Genomic DNA, 21,243 nt, shown 5'->3' on the forward strand with positions numbered 1-21,243 from the left:
TCTGCGTCTGCTCGCGCCCTGGAAGCTGGTGCGGCTGCCCAAAGGCTGTGATACTCGATGGAGCGCGAAGGCCCGAAGGAGGGCATGTGAACATCCGTTGCGGACTGGCCGCTGGGGCCGTCATCTGCTCGGCCGTCGCACTGGGAATTGCGCTGCACTCCGGTGACCCGGCGCGTGCGCTCGGACCGCCGCCGGATGGCAGTTACTCCTTCAACCAGGCCGGAGTGTCCGGGGTGACGTGGACGATTACCGCGCTGTGCGATCAGCCGTCGGGAACCCGTAACATGAACGACTATTCTGACCCCATCGTTTGGGCGTTCAACTGCGCTCTCAACGTGGTGAGTACGACGCCCCAACAGATCACCCGTACGGACCGGCTGCAGAACTTCAGCGGCAGGGCTCGGATGAGTAGCATGCTGTGGACCTTCCAGGTGAATCAGGCAGACGGCGTGGCGTGTCCGGACGGCAGCACGGCACCGTCCAGCGAAACCTATGCGTTCAGCGACGAGACGCTGACCGGGACGCACACCACCGTGCATGGCGCCGTGTGTGGCCTGCAGCCAAAGTTGAGCAAACAACCGTTTTCACTGCAGCTCATCGGCCCGCCACCCAGCCCGGTCCAGCGTTATCCGTTGTACTGCAACAACATTGCGATGTGCTATTAAATCGGCGTGATGTAGGCGATCAGCCATTTGCCGTCAATCCGCTGGAAATCCACCCGCAGTCGGCTGCCGTCGTAGAGCGGCTGTCGCGTCTTGTCGGTCACGGTGCGGTTCAAATAGACCATCACCGATGCGCAATCGCGTTTGGCATCCATGACTCCCACACCGACGACATTGGCCTGGACCACCACTTCACGCTTCTTCGCCTCCGGGATGATCTGCGCATTGGCGCTCTTCTGGAACTCCTGGCGATAGTCCGGCGTCAGCAGCGGGTACACCGCGGTGAGGCTGCGCTCGACAGTTTGGTAGTCGTAACCGAAGACTTGTGGGATTTCCTGCATGGCCAGCTTCGGTAACAGTGCCCGCGCCGACGCTTCGCCCCCGGTCTGCACCCGGTCCCAGTAGAACCAGCCACCGGCCGCGGACAAACCCACGATGGTGGCGACCATCAGCGCGTAGGCGACGGAAATCAACCGTCTCATCAGTTGCCCCCGTCCGGGTACTTCAGGTCGTAGCCGGTCATCCGGCCGTTCTCGTCCTCATGCACGATGACCCGAAGACGATAGGGCATGGACGGCTTGTTGACGCCGTCGATATCGGCGACCGTCACCCGCACCGACACCAATACCGATGCGTTGTCGCTGATTTCGTCAATGCCCTCCAACGCGGCGCCGTTGACGACGGCCTCCGATGTCGCGTTGGTGGCCCGGAATAGACCCTTGAGGTTGTCCACGTTGTTGTTGGCGTTCAGCATGCCGCGTAGCGGCCCACTGGTGCCGTTGACGAACCGGTTCACGCTCTCGTCGATGGTGTCCGGCGTGTAGCTGAACATGTTGACCACGGTCTGGGTGGCGGCATCGACAAAACGCTGGTTGCGGGCTTGCCGGGCGTCCGCATCCCGGTTCTGCATAACCAGTGCGGTCACACCCCATGCCAGCGCGGCAATCGCCAATAGGCCTGCCGCCAGCGAAAGCCAGCCGACCAGGACGCGGTGTGCCGGCCGGCGTGGCGGCGGTTTGACCGGCCTCAGGGCGGGCTTGGCGGCTTTCGCCGGCTTCGATTCGGTCCGCGCCGCGGCCCTCACCGTCGCCGCACCCTGGGCGGGACGGCTCGACTCGCCTTCCGCCGGACCCGCGGGGCGGGACGCCTTACGACGAGCGCGCCGCGTCGTCGACTGCTGTCCGCCGGCTACACCGGTATCTGCGGCCACTACAGCTGCCTCGGATCGCGCATGAGATCCACCCAATTCTCGGCGCTGGATGCGCCCGTCATCCCGGGCGCGAAGATACCAGTGCCGCCGGCCGGGTCCGCGAAGGCTCCGCTGAGTTGGTCATAGATGGTGTAGGCCGGACCGCTGGCCTGCGGTTGGGGGCCAGGCGCCGGCCCGGGCGGAGGCCCGGTGCCTTCCGGTGGTGGCGGCGGCGGAATGGTCGCCGGGTATGGCACCTGGGGTGGCTCCGGCGGGTACCCGGGCGGCATCCATGACGTGAACGGTGGAGGCGGACCGTTGTCGTTGGGCGGCGGCGCAGGCTGCGCCGGCTGGTGCGGCGCCGGCCCGGGGCCGGCCACCTGGCCGGGTGGCGGCGGTCCGACGATGGGCACGCCCGGGTCGGGATCCGCGCCCGGCGGGATGTAAGGGAACTTGTTGGGCGGCAGAATGTTTCGCCCATCCGTCACCTCGGTGCCGTACGGGATCGGCGGACCGCGCCACGGGTTGGTTCCAACTGGCACATAGCCACGCGGATCCCGACATAACTGCACCGTCGGTGCCCGCTTACCGGGGAATTCCTGGCACGGGTAGTTGCGAGCGCCGCGCACCGTGCTCGGGTCGTTCTGCGCGGTCTTGCAGTACATGTCCCGGGGAATCTCGCGTACCGACTCGTCGGCCGGCGACCGGACCAGCGGCGGGGGCAAGAACCCGGTCATGCAGGGCGGCGGGTCGTGCAGGTCGATCTTGAAGTCCAGCTTGGCGCCCTCGTCCTGGGGTACGCCGCCCGCCGAGGTGATGATCGCGGCGAACAGCGCCGGGAAAACCACCAGGAGCTGTTCGATCGACTTGTGATAGATCACGCCCACCCGGCCCAGGTTGGCCAGACTGGCCGCCAGCGCGGGAAACGAAGGACGAATCCCGGAGAACGCGGTGTTGGCCTCGTCGATCGCATCCGGGGCGTCGGCCAACGTGTCGCGCAGCCGCGGGTCTGCCGCACGGAGCTGCCAGGTGAACCGCGCCAGCCCATCGGCGAGTGACTTGATGTCCCCGCCGGCGCGGATCTGGGCTTGCAGGAACGGGCCGGCCTGATCGATCAACTGCGAAACCTGTGGATAGTTGGCGTTGGCCTCATCCACCAGCAACCGGGCCGACTCGATCAGCCGGGCCAGTTCCGGACCGGCGCCATTGGTCGCGATGAACGCCTCGTGCAGCAGCTCCCGCAGCCGGGTGTCGCCAAGGCTGCCGAGCAGCGTCTCGGCCTGACGCAACAGGTCGGCGACGTCTTGCCCGATTCGGGTGTTCTGCCGCTGGATCCGGAAGCCGTTGCGCAACTTGGTCGACGACGGGTTCTCCGGCGGCACTAGGTCGATGTACTGCTCACCGATGGCCGAAACGCTGCGTACGGTGGCGGTGACGTTCGACGGAATGGCGGTGCCACTGTTCAGTCGCATGTGCGCGGTAACGCCATTGGGATTTAGCCCCACCGACTCCACCCGCCCGACCGCGACACCGCGGTAGGTGACGTTGGCGTTCTTGTACAGGCCACCGCCCGCGACGAAGTCGGCACTCACGCCGTAGGTTCCGATGCCGAACGTGGCGGGCAGACGCAGATAAAAGATCGCCATCACGCTCAGGGTGATGACGGTGATCACCGCAAAAATGGACAACTGGATCTTGGCGAGTCGGTCGATCATGTCCGGGCCCCTACTGTCCCGACGCCGTACCGGGTGGAATCTTAAATGGGTCGGCCGCTTGCCCGGACAGGTTGGCCAGTTCGCCAATCAGGAAGTCGGGCGGGTTGAGGATCTCGTCCATGTGCGCCATGTTCGGGTCGAAGTACGCCGTGGTGAAGAACGTCTCACCAATCCGGCGCAGGGTGAGGTCGAAGGTGGTGAACACGTTAAGATAGTCGCCGCGCACCGCCTGCTTGATACCGAAGTTGGGAAATGGGAACGTCAGCAACAGCTGCAGCGAGGTGACGAAATCCTTTCGGTCGTCGTTGAGGGCCTTGACGATCGAGTAGAGGTCTTTGAGGTCTTCACCGAAATCCACCTTGGTCTCAGCCAGCACGTGCGACGTGACCATCGTCAACCTTTTGAGCGCGGCGAACGCGTCGACGATGTGGTCCCGGTTCTGGTTGAGCACGCGAACCGCGTCGGGCAGCGTGTCCAGTGCTCGGCCCAGGTTGTCCTTGTCACGTGCCAGGATCGCGGAGACTCGGTTCAGCCCATCCAACGCATCGATGATGTCGTGAACCTGCCGGTTCAGGCCCGCCGTCAACTCCGCGAGCCTGGGGACCAGGTTGACGAACTGGGCCTGCCGACCCGCCACCGCCTGGTGGGTCTCGTCAATGATCTCTTCCAACGCACCGACGTTACCCTTGTTGACCACCACCCCCAGCGCCGAGAAAACCTCCTCGGTGGTGGGGAATCGGTCGGTGTTGGCCTCGGTGATTCTCGAGCCGTCAACCAACCTCCCGGTCGGCGGGCGGTCCGTCGGTGGCGCCAGCTCTACATGTAACGAACCCAGCAGCGAGGTCTGGGAGACCTTCGCCACGGCGTTGGCCGGCAGCAACACATTCTTGTCCAGGTCCAGCTTCACGGCGGCATAAAAGGATCCGTCGGGTCGTTGGACCGCGACAATGCCGGCCACGCTGCCGACGGTGACGTCATCGACCATGACCGGTGAGTTCTGCGGCAACGTCGCCACATCAGCCATTTCGACGGTGACCGAGTAGGCACCTTCACCGTGCCCGGCGGTGCCAGGCAGCGGCAGCGAGTTCAGCCCGCCAAACTGACAGCCGGCAAGCAGCGCGCTGCTGGCCGTCAATATGATGGCGCGCAACCAGATTCGGTTCATCCGCCGCCCCCATGCTCGCCCGGTCCTGCCCCCGGCGCCGGCGGGGCCGGTGCCGGACCGGGCGCCGGTGGGACGAGTAGGCTCTGCAGATCCGCGGGGTTGCCCACAGGCGCTCCTCCTCCCGCGGGTACCCAAGTCAATTCCGGAACCGGCGTCTCCGACTTGGCCTCGGTGGCCGGGGTGTCGTAGATGATCTGGCCCTTGTACGCCGTGATCGTGTTAAGCGGGTGGAACATGATCGGCGGGTAATTCACCGTGAGCCGGCGCAGCACCGGCCCCAGCCGCTCACGGCAGATCTCGGCGCGCCGGTAGTAGTCCGGCGCCGACGGGCCCGCGGCGGTATCGAAGGAACCGCCGCAGATGAACTGCACCGGGTTAGCGAAGTTGGGTATCGACAACAGACCGTTGAGGGTGCCTTGCGCAGGGTCATAGATGTTGTAGAAGTTGGTGATCCCCGGCCCAGCCACGTGCAGCACTTGCTCGATGTTCTCGCTCTGGTCACTCAACGTCTGCGCAAAGTCGTTGAGCTGATTCACCGTTTCGATCAGCGTCGAGTTGTTCTCGCGCAAGAACCCCCTGATGTCGGACAGCGCCTGGTTGAGCGTGCCCAGGGTCTGGTCCAGATTGGCCGAGCTGTCGGCGAGCACCTGCGACACCGATGCCACGTGGCCGGCGAACTGCACAATCTGCTCGTCGCTCTCCGATAGCGCGTCGACCAGTACCTGCAGGTTCTTGACGGTGCCGAAGATGTCGCCGCGCGAATCCCCCAGCCGCCCGGCGACCTGCGCAAGCTCGCGCAACGCGTTGTGTAACGAGTCTCCGTTGCCGTCAAGGGTGTCCGCGGCCTGGTTGATCGCCGCGCCCAGCGGCCCCTGCAGCTCGCCCGCCGCCGGACTCAGGTCGGCGGCCAACCGGGTGAGCCCCTCTTTCACCTCGTCCCATTCCACCGGCACCGCGGTGCGATCCAGATCGATCCGACCGTTGTCGGGCAGTACCGCCCCGCCGGTATACACCGGGGTGAGCTGAATGAAGCGCGCCGCCACCAAATTCGGCGACATGATCACGGCCTGCACGTCCACGGGCACCTTGACGTCCTTGGACACCGACATAGTGATCTTGACGTCGGACGACCGCGGCTCGATCATGTCGATCTCACCCACCGGGACGCCCAGGACGCGGACCTGGTCACCGGGATAGAGCCCGACAGCAGAGGTGAAGTAGCCCACGATGGTGCGCTTATTACCGGTGGACGAGAGAACGTACACGCCGCCCACCAGCGCGGCCACCAGCGCGATCACCGTGGCGTAGCGCAATCCCCGGCTCCCCGTCAACATGGCGACCCGGCCCATCACGGCGACTTCGGTCTGATGATCCAGCGCTCCTGGATAAACCCGCGCAAGTAATCGGCGAGGCTATCCGGCAGCTTGCCCGGCTGAAAGACCAGGTCGAACACGGTCGCCACCAGCGGCCCGGGCAGCACGCTGTAGACGTTGACATTGAATCCGGGTCCGGATCCGACCACCTCCCCCAGCGTGGTCGCGTACGTGGGCAGCCGCTTGAGGGCCTCGGTGATATAGTCGCGGCGCTCGTTGAGGTTGGCCAGCACCAGGTTGAGCTTGCTCAAAGCCGGGCCGAACTCCTTACGGTTGTCGGCGACAAAGCCGGAAATCTGCGCTGCAACATCGTCGATCCCAGAGATCAACGCGCTGAGCGCGGCCCGCCGGGCATCGAGCGCCGCAAACAACTGGTTGCCGTCCTCGACCAGCTTGTTGACCTGTTCGGCGCGTTCGGACAACACCGATGTCACCGACTTGGCGTGCGCCAGCAGGCCTTGCAGCGCTTCGTCGCGACGATTCAGGGCGCGCGACAGCGACGTCAGCCCGTCCACGGCACCACGCACCTGCGGGGTGGCGTCATGCAAGGCCTGGGTGAACACGTTCAAGGCCTGCTCGAACTGCGGCCTATTCAGGTCGTTGGCGTTGCGGCCCAGATCCTGCAGCACCCCGTTGAGCGTGTAGGGCGTGGTGGTCCGGCTCAACGGAATCGTGGTCGACTTGCCGGAGCCAGCCGGACTGACCGCGATGGAGCGCTCGCCGAGGATGGTGTCGGTGCGGATCGCGGCCAGGGACTGGTCGCCGACGACGATGCTGCGGTCCACGCTGAAGGTGACCTTTGCACTGTTTCCGGCCAGACTCACGGCCGACACCGCGCCCACCTTGAGGCCCGAGACATAAACCGAGTTACCGGGGGTGATCCCACCGGCGTCGGTGAAATACGCGTCGTAGGTTTTGCCCTGTGGCCAGAAAGGCAACCCGCTGTAGCCGAATGCGATCAGGACGACGCAGATCACCAGCACCAGGCCGAAGATGCCGGTGCGGAGCGGGTCGCGTTCGTGTTTGCTACTTGGCTTCCTATTTAGCAAAGGCGCACCTCCCCTTGCTGGGATCCGGCTGGCCGCCGATCGGCAGCAGGATGTCGCTGCCGGCCGGTCCGTTGATCTTGATCGTCACCGAGCAGAAGTAGATGTTGAAGAATGCTCCGTAACTGCCCAGCGCGGACAGGCGCAGGTAGTCCTCGCCGAGCTGCTCGATGTCGTTGTTGACCTCGGCCTTTCGGTTGTCCAGCTCGGTAGCCAGCGGCCGGGCGTTTTCCAGGATGCCTTGCAGCGGCCGGCGCGAATTCCGCAACAGTTCCGTAAGATCCGTCGTCGTCGACGCCAGCGGCGAAATGGCGCCCGCGATCGGATCCCGGTTCTTGGCCAGGCCGCTGACCAGCTGCTGCAGCTGGTCGACACTGGCCGAAAATTGCGCGCTCTTTGCATCGACGGTCGCCAGCACCGCGTTGAGGTTGGTGATTACCTCGCCGATCAGCTGGTCGCGTGCGCCCAGCGCCGCCGAGAAGGCACCGGTGTCGGCGAGCACGTTCGCCAACGGACCACCCTGGCCCTGCAGCAACTCGATGACCGCACTGGTGATGGTGTTGATCTTGTCAGCGTCAAAGCCTTTCAGCACCGGCCGTAGCCCACCCAGCAACGCATCGAGATCCAGTGCGGGCTGGGTGTGGGCCACGTTGATGGTGCCACCCGGCGGCAGCTTGCGCAGTTCACCCGGACCCGACGTGATCTCCAGGAACCGGTCGCCCACCAGGTTTTCGTACCGGATCACCGCACGCGTGGACGAGTACAGCGTGTAGCTGCGGTCGATCGCGAATGCCACGTCGATGCTGTGGTCTGGGTTGAGCTTGACCGCCTTCACTGAACCGACCGGCACACCGGCGATGCGAACCTTCTGGCCTGCCTTCAGCCGCGACGCGTCGGTGAAGGTGGCGTGGTAGACGGTTGTGGGACCAAACCGGAAGTCCCCGAAGACCACCACCAGACCGGCGGCCACCAGCAGCATGACCACCGCGAAGACGCTGACCTTGATCACCATCGACCGGTGCGAGGGAACGCCCGAGCCCGCCATCAGAAGTCGTCCCGTTCCGCGAACGCACCGTTGAACAGGAACTGCAGCGTCGACGGCGCGTCAACCTGTAACTCGGTGAACGGCTGGTATGGGATCAAAGCGTTGTCGGTGACCAGGAACGGCGCGCGGTAGAACGACCCGCCCGTCTGCTTGGTCGGGATATCGGGCAACCCTCGGCAGTTCGGACCGCCGGAGGCGTTGACGATCGGCAGGCTCTCCGGATAGGTGTACGACGGCGCACCCAACACGAAGCTCGACGAGGTGAACAGCCCAGCCTTACGGACACCGATTAGCGGGGCAAACTCCTTGACACCGCGCGCGATGCCCTTGAAAAGGCAGCCGAATACCGGGGAGTAGTCGGAGGTCACTTTGAGCGGGGCTCGGAGCCGGTTGATGGCGTCGATGAAATTCTGTTCGGCGGGCGCCAACGTCTCATAGGCGTTATTAGACAGACCGATGGTGGCTAGCAGCGTGTCGTTGAGGTTGTCCTTCTGGTCGACGATCGTCTTGTTGATCGTCGGCAGGTTATCGAACACGGTGTTCAGGTCCCCGGCGGCGTCAGCATAGACGTTGGCCACCACCGCCGCCTTGCGGAAATCCTCCTGAAGGGCGGGTAACTTTGGGTTCGCTTGGCGGGTCAGCGTGTTCAGTCCCGACAACAGCGCACCCAGGTCATCGCCGTGGCCGCGCAGGCCTTCGGACAGCGCGCTCAGCGTCGCGTTCGTTTCAAGCGGATCGATCTTGTGTAGCAGGTCGATGAGCGATTGGAACAACGTGTTGACCTCAAGCTGTACCTGAGACGCCGCCACGTGCGCATTCGGACTTAGCGGCTTGGGCGACGGCGTCTTTGGCGGAATGAATTCCACCGATTTGGCGCCGAAGATGGTGTTTCCGGCGATGCGCACCGTCGCGTTGGAGGGGATAAAACCCATCTCGCCGCTGTCGATGGCCAGCTTGAGCCGTGCTTGGTTGCCGCTGTAGCTGATATCCGTGACCTTGCCTACCTGGATGCCACGGTATTTGACCTTGGCGCCCTTCTCCATAACCAGGCCGGCCCTCGGCGACGATACCGTGACGGTGTCCGTAGACGTGAAAGCCGCCGTATACGAAAGATAAGTCAGCACTGCGGATCCCACCATCAGCCCGGCCAGCAGCGCCGCTGCCACCCTGACACTGGTGCGTCGAGATCCGCCGCCGGACATGTTTCCTTTCTGAAGGTTTTTACCCCGAGAGGTTGAAGTTACCGGACGCGCCGTAGACGGCGAGCGAGATGAACAAGGTGATGACAACAACCACGATCAGCGAGGTCCGTACGGCCTGCCCGACCGCGACCCCGACCCCAACCGACCCGCCGCTGGCGTTGTAGCCGTAGTAGGTATGCACCAGCATTACCGCGATCGACATAGCGATGGCTTGCATAAACGACCACAACAGGTCGGAGGGGATGAGGAAGGTGTTGAAGTAATGGTCATAAAGGCCCGCGGACTGCCCATTGACGAACACCGTGGTGAAACGAGCGGCGAAGAACGCGGCCAGCACCGACAACGAATACAACGGAATGATCGCCACCAGGCCGGCGATCAGCCGGGTTGACACCAAATAGGACACCGAGTGCACCGCCATGCATTCGACGGCGTCGATCTCCTCAGAGACCCGCATGGCACCCAGCTGCGCGGTGGCTCCGGCCCCGATGGTGGCCGCCAGCGCGATACCCGCGATCACCGGCGCGACAACGCGGACGTTCAAAAACGCCGACAGGAACCCGGTCAACGCCTCGATACCGATGTCGCCCAGCGACGAATACCCCTGCACGGCGATCACGCCACCGGACGCCAGGGTCAAAAAGGCCGCCACCCCGACCGTGCCGCCGATCATGACCAGCGCTCCGGCGCCCAGCGTCATCTCGGCGACCAGCCGGACCGTCTCCTTCCGGTAGCGGGTGATGGCGTTGGGCACATAGCGCATGGTTTCGCCGTAGAACAGCGCCTGCTCACCGAAGTTGTCGACCGGCCGCTGCAGCCGCGAAAAGAAACGGCGAAACCGGATAGTGACGTCGTAGCTCATCGCTTCATCACCATCGCTCGCTCACCGTCGTTTGTTACTGCGCCGATATTCGCACACCTATAGCGGTCATGACTACGTTGATCACGAAAAGGCAGATGAACGCGTAGACGACGGTCTCGTTGACCGCATTGCCCACCCCCTTGGGCCCACCCTTGACCGTCAGACCGCGGTAACACCCGACCAGCCCGGCCATGACCCCGAACAGTAGCGCCTTGATCTCCGCCAGTATCAATTCGCGCAGTCCGGTGAGCACGGTCAGACCGTTGATAAACGCACCCGGGTTGACGCCCTGAAGAAAGACCGAGAACGCGTAGCCGCCGGACAGGCCAATGGCGCACACCAAGCCGTTGAGCAGCAGCGCAACCAATGTGGACGCCAACACCCTGGGGACCACGAGCCGTTGAATTGGGTCGATGCCCAGCACCCGCATCGCGTCGATTTCCTCACGGATGGTGCGAGCGCCCAGGTCGGCGCAGATCGCCGTGGCGCCAGCACCTGCCACCACCAGCACAGTCACGACCGGGCCCAGCTGGGTGATGGTGCCGAACGCCGTTCCGGCGCCGGACAAGTCGGCGGCCCCAATTTCACGCAACAGAATGTTGAGGGTGAACGCCACCAGGACCGTGAACGGAATGGACACCAGCAACGTCGGGACTAGCGAAACGCGGGCCACCATCCAGGTCTGGTCCAAAAACTCGCGGAACTGGAACGGCCGCCGGAAAGCGGCACGCGCGGTGTCCATCGACATTTCGAAGAACCCGCCGACGGCCCGGGCCGGAACCGCAAGTTGTTGGATCAACTGGGGTCCCCCCGTCTACTGCTCGCGGCGAAGTCTGTGAGTCTCCTGAACGCGCTTAGGGCCCGCACGTTGCACGGTGTGAGCCGGCCCATCCTAACCCAGAACGAGTTTGCGGTGTCAACGAACCGCACACCGGATCAACTGGGTCAATTTCGCTGGTTAAGCCCTATGTTGGCGTGGTGATTCGGACACCGATTCCAATAATCGGCCGCCTATATCCACGGGTCACTGATGCATCAGATCGGTCGCCGAAAAGCTCTGTTCCGGATCCCGACCAGCAAAGTAGTCCCGCAGCGTCGCGGTGAGCTCGGTGGGATCCCAGGACGTGCCGTCCGCGCTGAACCGGCGCTCCATGTGCGGCGGTGACACCAGCGTCACCTGCGGACCGTAGACGATGAACACCTGACCGTTGACTTCCGCGGCAGCCGGGGACGCCAGAAACTGGACCAGGCTTACCACATGCTGCGGCGACAGCGGGTCGATCTGGCCCGCTTCGACATCGGGTGCGGCGCCGAAGACATCGGCCGTCATCGCGGTGCGCGCCCGCGGACAAATCACATTGGCGCAAACGCCGTAGCGCCCGAGCGCCCGCGCCGCCGACAGGGTTAGCGCGGTGATGCCAGCCTTGGCGGCGGCGTAATTCGCCTGCCCCACCGGGCCCACCAGACCCGCCTCCGACGAGGTGTTGACGAGCCGGCCGAAGACCGATCCCCCTTCGGCATCCTTGGCTTTGTCCCGCCAGTAGGCAGCGGCGTTGCGGGTGAGCAGAAAATGGCCGCGCAGGTGCACCGCGATCACGGCGTCCCACTCCTCGTCGGACATGTTGAACAGCATCCGGTCGCGGGTGATGCCGGCATTGTTCACCACGATGTCCAGTCCGCCCAGCCCGACGGCGCTGGCGAGCAGTTCGTCGGCCGTCGCGCGCTGGCTGATATCACCGGCTACCGCGACGGCCTTAGCACCAGCATCGGCAGCGGCGGCGCCGATCTCGTCGACGACGTCGGAAGCATCCAGGGCGGAAGCAACATCGTTGACGACGACGGTGGCGCCCAACCGGGCCAGGCCGAGCGCTTCGGCCCGACCCAAACCCGCGGCCGCGCCGGTGACCACCGCCACCTTTCCGGACAGATCGGTCGTGTTCGTGGTACGCGGCGAGCGATTGGACTCAGTCAATTTCAATTTATGAATACCTCTAGTTCCGTCCTACTCACCACGCGACAACGCCGCACGCGGGCATTCCGCGATGGCCTGCTCGGCCAGATCCTCCTGATCAACCGGGATCGGATCGGTCTTGACCACGGCATAGTCCTCGTCGTCCAGGTCGAAGATATCCGGTGCGATTCCCAAGCACACCGCGTTGCCTTCACATCGGTCTCGGTCCACGATCACCCGCACGGCACCCTCCTTACCCTGACCATCCCCCCGGTCGCTGCTAGTTCCACCATAAGGCCCTGCTACATCCGAGGAAACGGTCGCTGGATTCAGAGACTAGAACGTGTTACAACCGGGAAGACGGCCGGGTTGCCGTTGGCGTTGGTTGTCGACAGCTAGTGGACGGCTGCTGACGGCCAGTGATAAAGACGCGATCATTCAATCGGAGGCAGCTGAGATGCGCATCAGTTACACCCCGCAGCAGGAGGAGCTGCGCCGCGAGCTGCGCTCGTACTTTGCCACGTTGATGACGCCGGAACGCCGGGAGGCGCTGAGCTCGGTCCAGGGTGAATACGGCGTCGGCAATGTCTACCGGGAGACGATCGCGCAAATGGGCCGCGACGGGTGGCTTGCGCTGGGCTGGCCCAAGGAATACGGCGGCCAGGGCCGCTCGGCGATGGACCAGCTGATCTTCACCGATGAAGCCGCCATCGCCGGTGCACCGGTGCCGTTCCTGACCATCAACAGCGTGGCGCCGACGATCATGGCCTACGGAACCGACGAGCAGAAGAGGTTTTTCCTGCCCCGGATCGCCGCCGGGGACCTGCACTTCTCGATCGGCTACTCCGAGCCCGGCGCCGGCACCGACCTGGCCAACCTGCGCACCACCGCGGTTCGCGACGGCGATGACTATGTGGTCAACGGCCAGAAGATGTGGACCAGCCTGATTCAGTACGCCGACTACGTCTGGTTAGCGGTACGCACCAACCCGGAGTCTTCTGGGGCCAAAAAACACCGTGGCATATCGGTGTTAATCGTGCCGACGACCGCTGAGGGCTTCTCCTGGACTCCAGTGCACACCATGGCCGGTCCGGACACCAGCGCCACCTACTACTCCGACGTGCGGGTACCGGTGGCCAACCGGGTCGGTGAGGAAAACGCCGGCTGGAAGCTGGTGACCAACCAGCTCAACCACGAGCGGGTCGCCCTGGTGTCGCCGGCACCGATTTTCGGATGCCTGCGCGAGGTCCGCGAATGGGCACAAAACACCAAGGACGCCGGCGGCACCAGGCTGATCGACTCGGAGTGGGTGCAGCTCAACCTGGCCCGGGTACACGCCAAGGCCGAAGTCCTCAAGCTGATCAACTGGGAGCTGGCTTCCTCGCAAAGTGGGCCGAAGGACGCTGGACCGTCACCGGCCGATGCGTCGGCGGCCAAGGTGTTCGGTACCGAGCTGGCCACCGAGGCCTACCGGCTGCTGATGGAGGTGTTGGGCACTGCGGCGACCCTGCGCCAGAATTCGCCAGGCGCGTTGCTGCGCGGCCGCGTCGAACGGATGCACCGGGCGTGCCTGATCCTGACGTTCGGCGGCGGCACCAACGAAGTCCAGCGCGACATCATCGGCATGGTCGCGCTGGGACTGCCGCGAGCCAACCGCTGAGCGGACCTGAGAGGACAAGACGTCATGGATTTCACGACAACCGAAGCCGCCCAGGATCTTGGTGGTCTGGTCGACACCATCGTGGACGCGGTGTGCACGCCGGAGCATCAACGTGAGCTGGACAAGCTCGAGCAGCGGTTCGACCGCGAGCTGTGGCGCAAGCTGATAGACGCCGGCATCCTGTCCAGTGCGGCGCCGGAGTCGCTGGGCGGCGATGGCTTCGGCGTGCTCGAGCAGGTTGCGGTGCTGGTGGCGTTGGGGCATCAACTGGCCGCGGTGCCGTACCTGGAGTCGGTGGTGCTCGCCGCCGGCGCCCTGGCCCGGTTCGGCTCGCCGGAACTGCAGCAGGGCTGGGGGGTGTCGGCGGTCTCCGGCGATCGGATCCTCACCGTCGCCCTCGACGGTGAGATGGGCGAGGGTCCGGTGCAGGCCGCCGGCACCGGACATGGCTACCGCCTCACCGGCACACGCACCCAGGTCGGGTACGGCCCGGTGGCCGACGCATTTCTGGTACCCGCCGAAACCGATTCCGGTGCAGCCGTTTTCCTGGTTGCCGCCGGCGACCCAGGGGTTGCGGTGACCGCACTGGCCACCACCGGACTGGGCAGCGTCGGACACCTCGAGCTAAACGGGGCCAAAGTGGACGCCGCCCGCAGGGTCGGCGGAACCGATGTCGCGGTTTGGCTCGGCACGCTTTCCACCCTGAGCCGCACCGCTTTTCAGCTCGGTGTGCTCGAGCGCGGACTGCAAATGACGGCCGAATATGCGCGCACCCGTGAACAATTCGACCGCCCGATCGGCAGCTTCCAGGCGGTGGGGCAACGGTTGGCTGACGGCTACATCGACGTCAAGGGATTGCGACTGACGCTTACCCAGGCGGCCTGGCGGGTGGCCGAAGATTCCCTGGCAAGCCGGGAGTGCCCCCAGCCAGCCGACATCGACGTCGCCACCGCGGGGTTCTGGGCCGCCGAAGCCGGGCATCGGGTGGCGCATACCATCGTGCATGTGCATGGCGGCGTCGGCGTCGACACCGATCATCCCGTACACCGGTATTTCCTGGCCGCCAAGCAGACCGAGTTCGCGTTGGGCGGCGCCACCGGTCAGCTCCGCCGAATCGGCCGTGAACTGGCGGAAACCCCTGCCTAGCCCTGCCTAGCCCGGCGACGATGCGGTCCGCGCAGCGGACCGAGAAGGAGCGGGCGAATCGAACCCACCGATGACTCCCACTCACCCGACCGTCACCGAACTTCTGCTGCCGCTATCCGAAATCGACGATCGGGGCGTCTATTTCGAGGACTCGTTCACCAGTTGGCGCGACCACATCCGGCACGGTGCCGCAATCGCCGCAGCGCTGCGGGAACGCCTGGACCCGGCGCGGCCGCCACACGTCGGTGTGTTACTGCAGAACACGCCGTTCTTCTCGGCGACACTGGTGGCCGGCGCGCTGTCGGGGATCGTCCCGGTGGGCCTCAACCCGGTGCGCCGCGGCGCGGCACTGGCCGGCGACATCGCTAAAGCCGACTGCCAGTTGGTGCTCACCGGCTCGGGATCGGCGGAGGTACCGGCCGATGTCGAGCACATCAATGTCGACTCCCCCGAATGGACCGACGAGGTGGCCGCACACCGGGATACCGAGGTGCGTTTTCGATCCGCGGATCTCGCAGACCTTTTCATGCTGATCTTCACCTCGGGCACCAGCGGCGACCCGAAGGCGGTGAAGTGCAGCCACCGCAAGGTTGCGATCGCCGGCGTGACGATCACGCAGCGCTTCAGTCTGGGCCGCGACGACGTCTGCTACGTCTCGATGCCGTTGTTCCATTCCAACGCGGTGCTGGTCGGCTGGGCGGTGGCTGCGGCCTGCCAAGGCTCAATGGCGTTGCGACGCAAATTTTCGGCGTCGCAGTTCCTGGCCGACGTCCGCCGTTATGGCGCCACTTACGCCAACTACGTGGGCAAGCCTCTTTCGTATGTGCTTGCGACACCGGAGCTTCCCGACGACGCGGACAACCCGCTGCGGGCGGTGTACGGCAACGAGGGAGTACCCGGTGACATCGACCGTTTCGGGCGCAGGTTCGGCTGCGTTGTCATGGACGGCTTCGGCTCGACTGAAGGCGGGGTGGCGATCACGCGGACACTCGACACCCCGGCGGGCGCCCTGGGCCCACTGCCGGGGGGAATCCAAATCGTCGACCCCGACACCGGCGAACCGTGCCCGACAGGAGTGGTCGGCGAACTGGTCAACACCGCCGGGCCGTGCGGTTTCGAAGGCTATTACAACGACGAGGCCGCCGAGGCCGAGCGGATGGCCGGCGGCGTCTACCACAGTGGCGACCTCGCCTATCGCGACGACGCCGGCTACGCCTATTTCGCCGGTCGGCTCGGCGACTGGATGCGAGTCGACGGTGAAAATCTAGGCACCGCACCGATCGAGCGGGTGCTGATGCGCTACCCGGACGCCACCGAGGTCGCTGTGTATCCGGTACCCGATCCGGTGGTGGGTGATCAGGTGATGGCCGCGTTAGTGTTGGCGCCCGGCACCAAATTCGATGCCGACAAGTTCCGGGCGTTTCTGACCGAGCAGCCCGACCTGGGGCACAAGCAGTGGCCGTCGTATGTGCGGGTCAGCGCGGGGCTGCCGCGCACCATGACCTTCAAGGTGATCAAGCGCCAGTTGTCGGCCGAAGGTGTCGCCTGCGCCGATCCGGTGTGGCCGATTCGCCGGTAGCCTCACGGCGCGCCACCATGCTCACCGGGATCTGGCCGGATGGTGGACCCGAATAATCGGGTAGAACCGCCGAATGAGCTGCCCGGATCGCGATACGATCCATTCCTAGCAATTGCACCGATGATGCACGGCCGCGGCCGGGTTCGGCTTGGGCTGGTGCGAGGTACCGGATGTCGTTTGTGTTGGTTTCGCCGGAGACCGTGGCGGCGGTGGCCACGGATCTCAAGCGCATCGGCGCCTCGCTGGCCCACGAAAACGCGTCGGCGGCCGCTTCGACGACGGCGGTGGTCTCCGCGGCCGCCGACGAGGTATCGACGGCGGTCGCCGCTCTGTTCTCCCAACACGCCCAGGGCTACCAAGCGGCGGCCGCTCAGGTAGCAGCGTTTCATAGCCGGTTTGTGCAAGCCCTGACGGCCGGTGCCGGGGCGTACGCATTTGCCGAGGCGGCCAACGCGTCGCCGCTACAGTCAGCCATGGGTGCGGTAAGCGCGTCTGCGCAGACGCTGTTGTCGCGCCCGTTGATCGGCAATGGCGCCAATGCGACGACGCCGGGCGGTAACGGCGGCGACGGCGGATGGCTATTCGGCAGCGGCGGCAACGGCGCGCCCGGCGCGGCGGGCCAGTCCGGCGGTAACGGCGGGTCAGCCGGACTGTGGGGTAACGGCGGCGCGGGTGGCGCCGGCGGCAGCGGCGGCGCCGCCGGCGGCAACGGCGGTAACGGCGGGTGGCTGTTCGGCGCCGGCGGCACCGGCGGTATCGGCGGCACCGGTGCTCCCGGCGCCATGGGCGGCACCGGCGGCAACGGCGGCAACGGCGCGCTGCTGATCGGCGGCGGCGGCCTCGGCGGCGCCGGCGGCATGGGTGGCACCGGCGGCGGCACCGGCGGCACCGGCGGCAACGGCGGCAACGGCGCGCTGCTGATCGGCGGCGGCGGCCTCGGCGGCGCCGGCGGCATGGGTGGCACCGGCGGCGGCACCGGCGGCACCGGCGGCAACGGCGGCAACGGCGCGCTGCTGATCGGCGCTGGTGGTGTCGGAGGTGCTGGCGGGATCGGTGGCCAGGGTACCGGCGCCGGCGGTGCCGCCGGCGCCGGCGGCACCGGGGGCAACGGCGGCGCCGGGGGGTTGTTCATGAACGGCGGCGACGGCGGCGCCGGCGGTCAAGGCGGCGACGGCGGCACCGGAGGGGCCGGCGGCGCAGGCCCAGTGCTGTTCGGCCACGGCGGCGCCGGCGGCATGGGCGGCCAAGGCGGCACCGGTGGAATGGGCGGCGCCGGCGGAGACGGCACCACCGTCATCGCGGCCGGTACCGGGGGGGAGGGCGGCACCGGCGGCGCGGCCGGCGCCGGCGGAGCCGCAGGCGCTCGCGGGGCTCTCACCAGCGGCGGCCTAGCCGGCGGCGTCGGGGCCGGCGGCACCGGCGGCACCGGCGGTACCGGCGGCAACGGCGCTGACGCCGCTGCTGTGGTGGGCTTCGGCGCGAACGGCGACCCTGGCTTCGCTGGCGGCAAAGGCGGTAACGGCGGAATAGGTGGGGCCGCGGTGACAGGCGGGGTCGCCGGCGACGGCGGCACCGGCGGCAAAGGTGGCACCGGCGGTGCCGGCGGCGCCGGCAACGACGCCGGCAGCACCGGCAATCCCGGCGGTAAGGGCGGCGACGGCGGGATCGGCGGTGCCGGCGGGGCCGGCGGCGCGGCCGGCACCGGCAACGGCGGCCATGCCGGCAACACAGGTGACGGCGGCGACGGCGGGACCGGCGGTAACGGCGGCAACGGCACCGGAGGCGTGAACGGCGCCGACAACACCCTCAACCCCGACACCCCCGGCGGCGCCGGGGAGCCCGGCGGGGCCGGCGGGGCCGGCGGGGCCGGCGGGGCCGCCGGCGGCCCGGGCGGTACCGGCGGTACCGGCGGTAACGGCGGCAACGGCGGCAACGGCGGCAACGGCGGCAATGCCGGCAACAACAGCACCAATGCCCCAGTCGGTGGCGAAGGCGGCGCCGGCGGCGACGGCGGCGCCGGCGGCGCAGGCGGGGCCGCCAACGGCGGCACCGCGGGCAGCCAGGGCACTGGGGGCGTCGGCGGCGACGGCGGCGCGGGCGGCAACGGCGGCGGCGGCAAGGCTGGCACCGGCAACAGCGGCAACTTTGGGGTGGACGGCGAAGCCGGCTTCAGCGGCGGCGCCGGTGGCAACGGCGGCGTAGGCGGGGCCGCCGGCGCCAATGGCGGAACCGGCGGCAGCGGTGGTAATGGCGGTGACGGCGGTGCGGGAGGCATTGGCGGGGCCGGCGGCAACGGCATACCGGGCACTGGCACAGAGCCTGCCGGGGGCACCGGCGCCAAAGGTGGAGACGGCGGCGACGGTGGCGCCGGCGGCGCAGGCGGCAATGCCGGCGGGGCCGGCGGTAACGGCGGGGCCGGCGGCCAGGGCGGCAATGCCGGCCAGGGTGGCGCCGGCGGTGCGGGCGGCAACGCCGTGATTCCCGGCGACGGCGTCGGGAAGGCGCCGCACGGCGGCGCGGGCGGCAGCGGCGGAGACGGCGGCAAAGGCGGCCAGGGCGGTAGTGGCGGCACCGGCGGATCCGGTGCCCCGATCGGTGGCGGCGCCGGAGGCACCGGAGGGTCCGGCGGACACGCCGGCAAGGGTGGCGCCGGCGGCATCGGCGCACAGGGCACCACCATCACCGTGCCCGGGAACGGCGGCAACGCCGGCGACGGCGGCAACGGCGGTGGCGGCGGCGCGGGCGGCACCGGCGGCGACGGCGCCACCGGCACGCCAGCCGGCAACGGCGGCGACGGCGGCAACGGCGGCAACGCCGGCGCCGGTGGAAACGGCGGCTCCGGCGACTTCGGTGGCAATACCACCAGCGGCGCCTCCGGCAGCGGCGGCAACGGCGGCAACGCCGGCACCGCGGGTAGCGGCGGTGCGGGCGGAACCGGCGGCACCGGCCTTAGCGGCGGCAACGGTGGCAACGGCGGCAACGGCGGCAACGGCGGTGACGGCGGTAACGGCGCCCACGGCACCGTCGGCGCCCAGTTCGTCCCGGCCACCAGCTTGCCCACACCCAACGGCGGGGCCGGTGGCAACGGTGGCACCGGAAGCAACGGCGGCGCGCCCGGCCCCGCCGGGGCGCCCGGCCCCACTACCGGCGGTAACGCTGGCAGCCAGGGCATCGGCGGCGACGGGGGCAACGGCGGCGACGGCGGTAAAGGCGGTGACGGCGCCGACGCTGTCAACGTCGTATTCATGCCGACTGAGCCACAGGCCGCGACCGGCACTGCCGGCAGCGCCGGTGACCCCACCGGCGGTAACGGAGGGCCCGGCACTCCCGGCAGCCCCATGGTTGCCCCGCCCCCGCCAACGCCAATCACTCAAGTCCAACAGGGCGGTGACGGTGGCGCCGGGGGCACCGGATCCACCAACGCCAACGACGGCACAGCCACCGGCGGAAAGGGCGGAGAAGGCGGAGTCGGCAGCATTCTCGGCGGGCCCGGCGGCAACGGCGGAACTGGCGGCAACGCCTCGGCAACCGGCACCAACGGGGTGGCCAACGCCGGGAATGGCGGCAAGGGTGGCGACGGCGGCCAGTTTGGGGCCGGCGGCAACGGTGGTGCCGGCGGCAGCGTAACCGACGGATCCGCCGGCAGCACCGCAGGCAACGGCGGCAACGCAACCAACGGCACCATCGCAGTCCAACCCGCCGGCGGCAACGGCTCGGCCGGCGGGAAAGGCGGCGACGGCGGCAACATCGCCGCCGGTGCCACCGGCACCGCCGGCAACGGCGGGAACGGCGGCAACGGCAACGACGGCGCCGTCAACGCCGGCACCGGCGGCTCCGGCGGGAACGGCGGTAACGCCGGTGGCGGCGGCGCCAATGGCGGCGACGGCGGCGCCGGCGGCGCCGGCGGGGCCGGCGGGCGTGGCGGCAAGGGCATCGACGGCGGGTTCGGCGGTGACGGCGGCAACGGCGGCAGCAACAACGGCACCGGCGCCGGTGGCAACGGCGGCAACGGCGGCACCGGCGGGGTCGGCTCGGTTGGCGCGGCTGGTGGCGATGGCGGCAACGGCGGCACCGGCGGCTTCGCCGGTTTCGGCGGCACCGCAGGCAATGGCGGTTCCGGCGGCACGGGCGGGGCCGGCGGCGACGGCGGCACCGGCGGGGGCGGCGGCAACGGCGGCACCGGCGTTATCGCCGGCGGCGGGGGGACCGGCGGCAACGGCGGCGCCAGCGGGGCCGGCGGCGCCGGCGGCACGGGCGGGTTCGCCGGCAACGGCAATGCCGGCGGCAATGGCGGCACCGGCGGCGCGAGCGAGGACGGCGACAACGGCAACGCTGGCAGCGGCGCCACCGGCGGTACCGGCGGCAACGGCGGCACCGGCGGCGACGGCGGCGCTGCCGGGCTGGGCGGCGTCGCGTGAGGTTGACCGGCGATCACCGTAGCCAGCACGGCCCGTGACACCGGTCCGGCACGCCACCCTCGTCGTTCAGGTGGTGTCGCCACTCGCGCTACACAACGCTTCACGGCACTCGTCGAGACTTATGCTCGAGTTCTGATACGTGGAGCAACTGTTTTGGCGTTCGACCCGTATTGCGCAGGTGGCGGTACTGGAAAACGTAGACGTGTTGGGCGGGTGACGAATAAGATCCT

At 67.6% G+C, this 21,243-nt stretch carries 17 protein-coding genes; 5 read left to right on the forward strand and 12 right to left on the reverse strand.

From position 1 onward, the window contains the following. Nucleotides 1–86: 86 nt before the first annotated feature. Entirely contained in the window at nt 87–665 is a 579-nt protein-coding gene (locus tag FF952_RS18405) for a hypothetical protein (protein WP_003418954.1), read from the forward strand. On the opposite strand, the gene FF952_RS18410 is transcribed toward FF952_RS18405, so the two are convergent. The 12 genes from FF952_RS18410 to FF952_RS18465 form a co-directional block, all read right to left on the reverse strand. After that, a complete protein-coding gene (locus FF952_RS18410; RefSeq protein WP_003418958.1) occupies nt 662–1,144 on the reverse strand; it encodes an Mce associated protein in 483 nt (160 codons plus the stop codon). The two genes, FF952_RS18405 and FF952_RS18410, sit on opposite strands and share 4 nt — an antisense overlap. Next, nucleotides 1,144–1,872, reverse strand: a complete 729-nt coding sequence (locus tag FF952_RS18415) for an Rv1363c family protein (RefSeq protein ID WP_003418960.1) — start codon at nt 1,870–1,872, stop codon at nt 1,144–1,146. The genes FF952_RS18410 and FF952_RS18415 overlap by 1 nt, the downstream gene beginning before the upstream one ends. Next, nucleotides 1,872–3,566 (reverse strand): virulence factor Mce family protein, encoded by a 1,695-nt coding sequence (locus FF952_RS18420; protein WP_003418963.1) that lies wholly within the window; start codon nt 3,564–3,566, stop codon nt 1,872–1,874. The genes FF952_RS18415 and FF952_RS18420 overlap by 1 nt, the downstream gene beginning before the upstream one ends. A gap of 10 nt (nt 3,567–3,576) precedes the next feature. Continuing rightward, a complete protein-coding gene (gene lprN / locus FF952_RS18425; RefSeq protein WP_003418964.1) occupies nt 3,577–4,731 on the reverse strand; it encodes an Mce family lipoprotein LprN in 1,155 nt (384 codons plus the stop codon). Further along, on the reverse strand, nt 4,728–6,083 hold the full coding sequence (locus FF952_RS18430; RefSeq protein ID WP_003418966.1) for a virulence factor Mce family protein: 1,356 nt from the start codon (nt 6,081–6,083) through the stop codon (nt 4,728–4,730). Before FF952_RS18430 ends, lprN begins: the two co-directional genes overlap by 4 nt. Then, nucleotides 6,080–7,153 carry a virulence factor Mce family protein gene (locus tag FF952_RS18435; protein ID WP_003418967.1) on the reverse strand — a complete coding sequence of 358 codons (1,074 nt, stop codon included), beginning with the start codon at nt 7,151–7,153 and terminating at the stop codon, nt 6,080–6,082. The genes FF952_RS18430 and FF952_RS18435 overlap by 4 nt, the downstream gene beginning before the upstream one ends. Then, on the reverse strand, nt 7,143–8,195 hold the full coding sequence (locus FF952_RS18440) for a virulence factor Mce family protein (RefSeq protein WP_003418972.1): 1,053 nt from the start codon (nt 8,193–8,195) through the stop codon (nt 7,143–7,145). Before FF952_RS18440 ends, FF952_RS18435 begins: the two co-directional genes overlap by 11 nt. After that, entirely contained in the window at nt 8,195–9,397 is a 1,203-nt protein-coding gene (gene mce4A, locus FF952_RS18445) for a virulence factor Mce4A (RefSeq protein WP_003418979.1), read from the reverse strand. The genes FF952_RS18440 and mce4A overlap by 1 nt, the downstream gene beginning before the upstream one ends. A 19-nt stretch (nt 9,398–9,416) precedes the next feature. Next, nucleotides 9,417–10,259 carry an ABC transporter permease gene (locus FF952_RS18450; RefSeq protein ID WP_003418983.1) on the reverse strand — a complete coding sequence of 281 codons (843 nt, stop codon included), beginning with the start codon at nt 10,257–10,259 and terminating at the stop codon, nt 9,417–9,419. Between the two features lie 34 nt (nt 10,260–10,293). Continuing rightward, nucleotides 10,294–11,058 (reverse strand): MlaE family ABC transporter permease, encoded by a 765-nt coding sequence (locus FF952_RS18455; protein WP_003418986.1) that lies wholly within the window; start codon nt 11,056–11,058, stop codon nt 10,294–10,296. A gap of 225 nt (nt 11,059–11,283) precedes the next feature. Continuing rightward, nucleotides 11,284–12,237, reverse strand: coding sequence for a hydroxyacyl-CoA dehydrogenase ChsB1 (gene chsB1, locus FF952_RS18460; protein WP_003905097.1), 954 nt, complete (start codon nt 12,235–12,237; stop codon nt 11,284–11,286). 24 nt (nt 12,238–12,261) lie between these two features. Then, nucleotides 12,262–12,453: a ferredoxin gene (locus FF952_RS18465; protein ID WP_003418993.1), complete on the reverse strand. Its 192-nt coding sequence runs from the start codon at nt 12,451–12,453 to the stop codon at nt 12,262–12,264. Nucleotides 12,454–12,667: 214 nt separating this feature from the next. Here FF952_RS18465 and FF952_RS18470 point away from each other — a divergent pair, with 214 nt between their 5' ends. From FF952_RS18470 to FF952_RS18485, 4 genes are all read left to right on the forward strand, one after another. Next, on the forward strand, nt 12,668–13,870 hold the full coding sequence (locus FF952_RS18470) for an acyl-CoA dehydrogenase (RefSeq protein WP_003418997.1): 1,203 nt from the start codon (nt 12,668–12,670) through the stop codon (nt 13,868–13,870). Between the two features lie 24 nt (nt 13,871–13,894). Continuing rightward, nucleotides 13,895–15,016, forward strand: a complete 1,122-nt coding sequence (locus FF952_RS18475; protein ID WP_003419000.1) for an acyl-CoA dehydrogenase family protein — start codon at nt 13,895–13,897, stop codon at nt 15,014–15,016. 70 nt (nt 15,017–15,086) lie between these two features. Beyond that, nucleotides 15,087–16,595: a long-chain-fatty-acid--CoA ligase FadD17 gene (gene fadD17, locus FF952_RS18480; protein ID WP_031656844.1), complete on the forward strand. Its 1,509-nt coding sequence runs from the start codon at nt 15,087–15,089 to the stop codon at nt 16,593–16,595. 170 nt (nt 16,596–16,765) lie between these two features. Further along, nucleotides 16,766–21,013, forward strand: coding sequence for a PE family protein (locus FF952_RS18485; protein WP_031680082.1), 4,248 nt, complete (start codon nt 16,766–16,768; stop codon nt 21,011–21,013). The last annotated feature ends 230 nt before the right edge of the window (nt 21,014–21,243 follow it).

Source organism: Mycobacterium tuberculosis complex sp. N0072, assembly GCF_030323725.1.
GTDB lineage: Bacteria > Actinomycetota > Actinomycetes > Mycobacteriales > Mycobacteriaceae > Mycobacterium > Mycobacterium tuberculosis.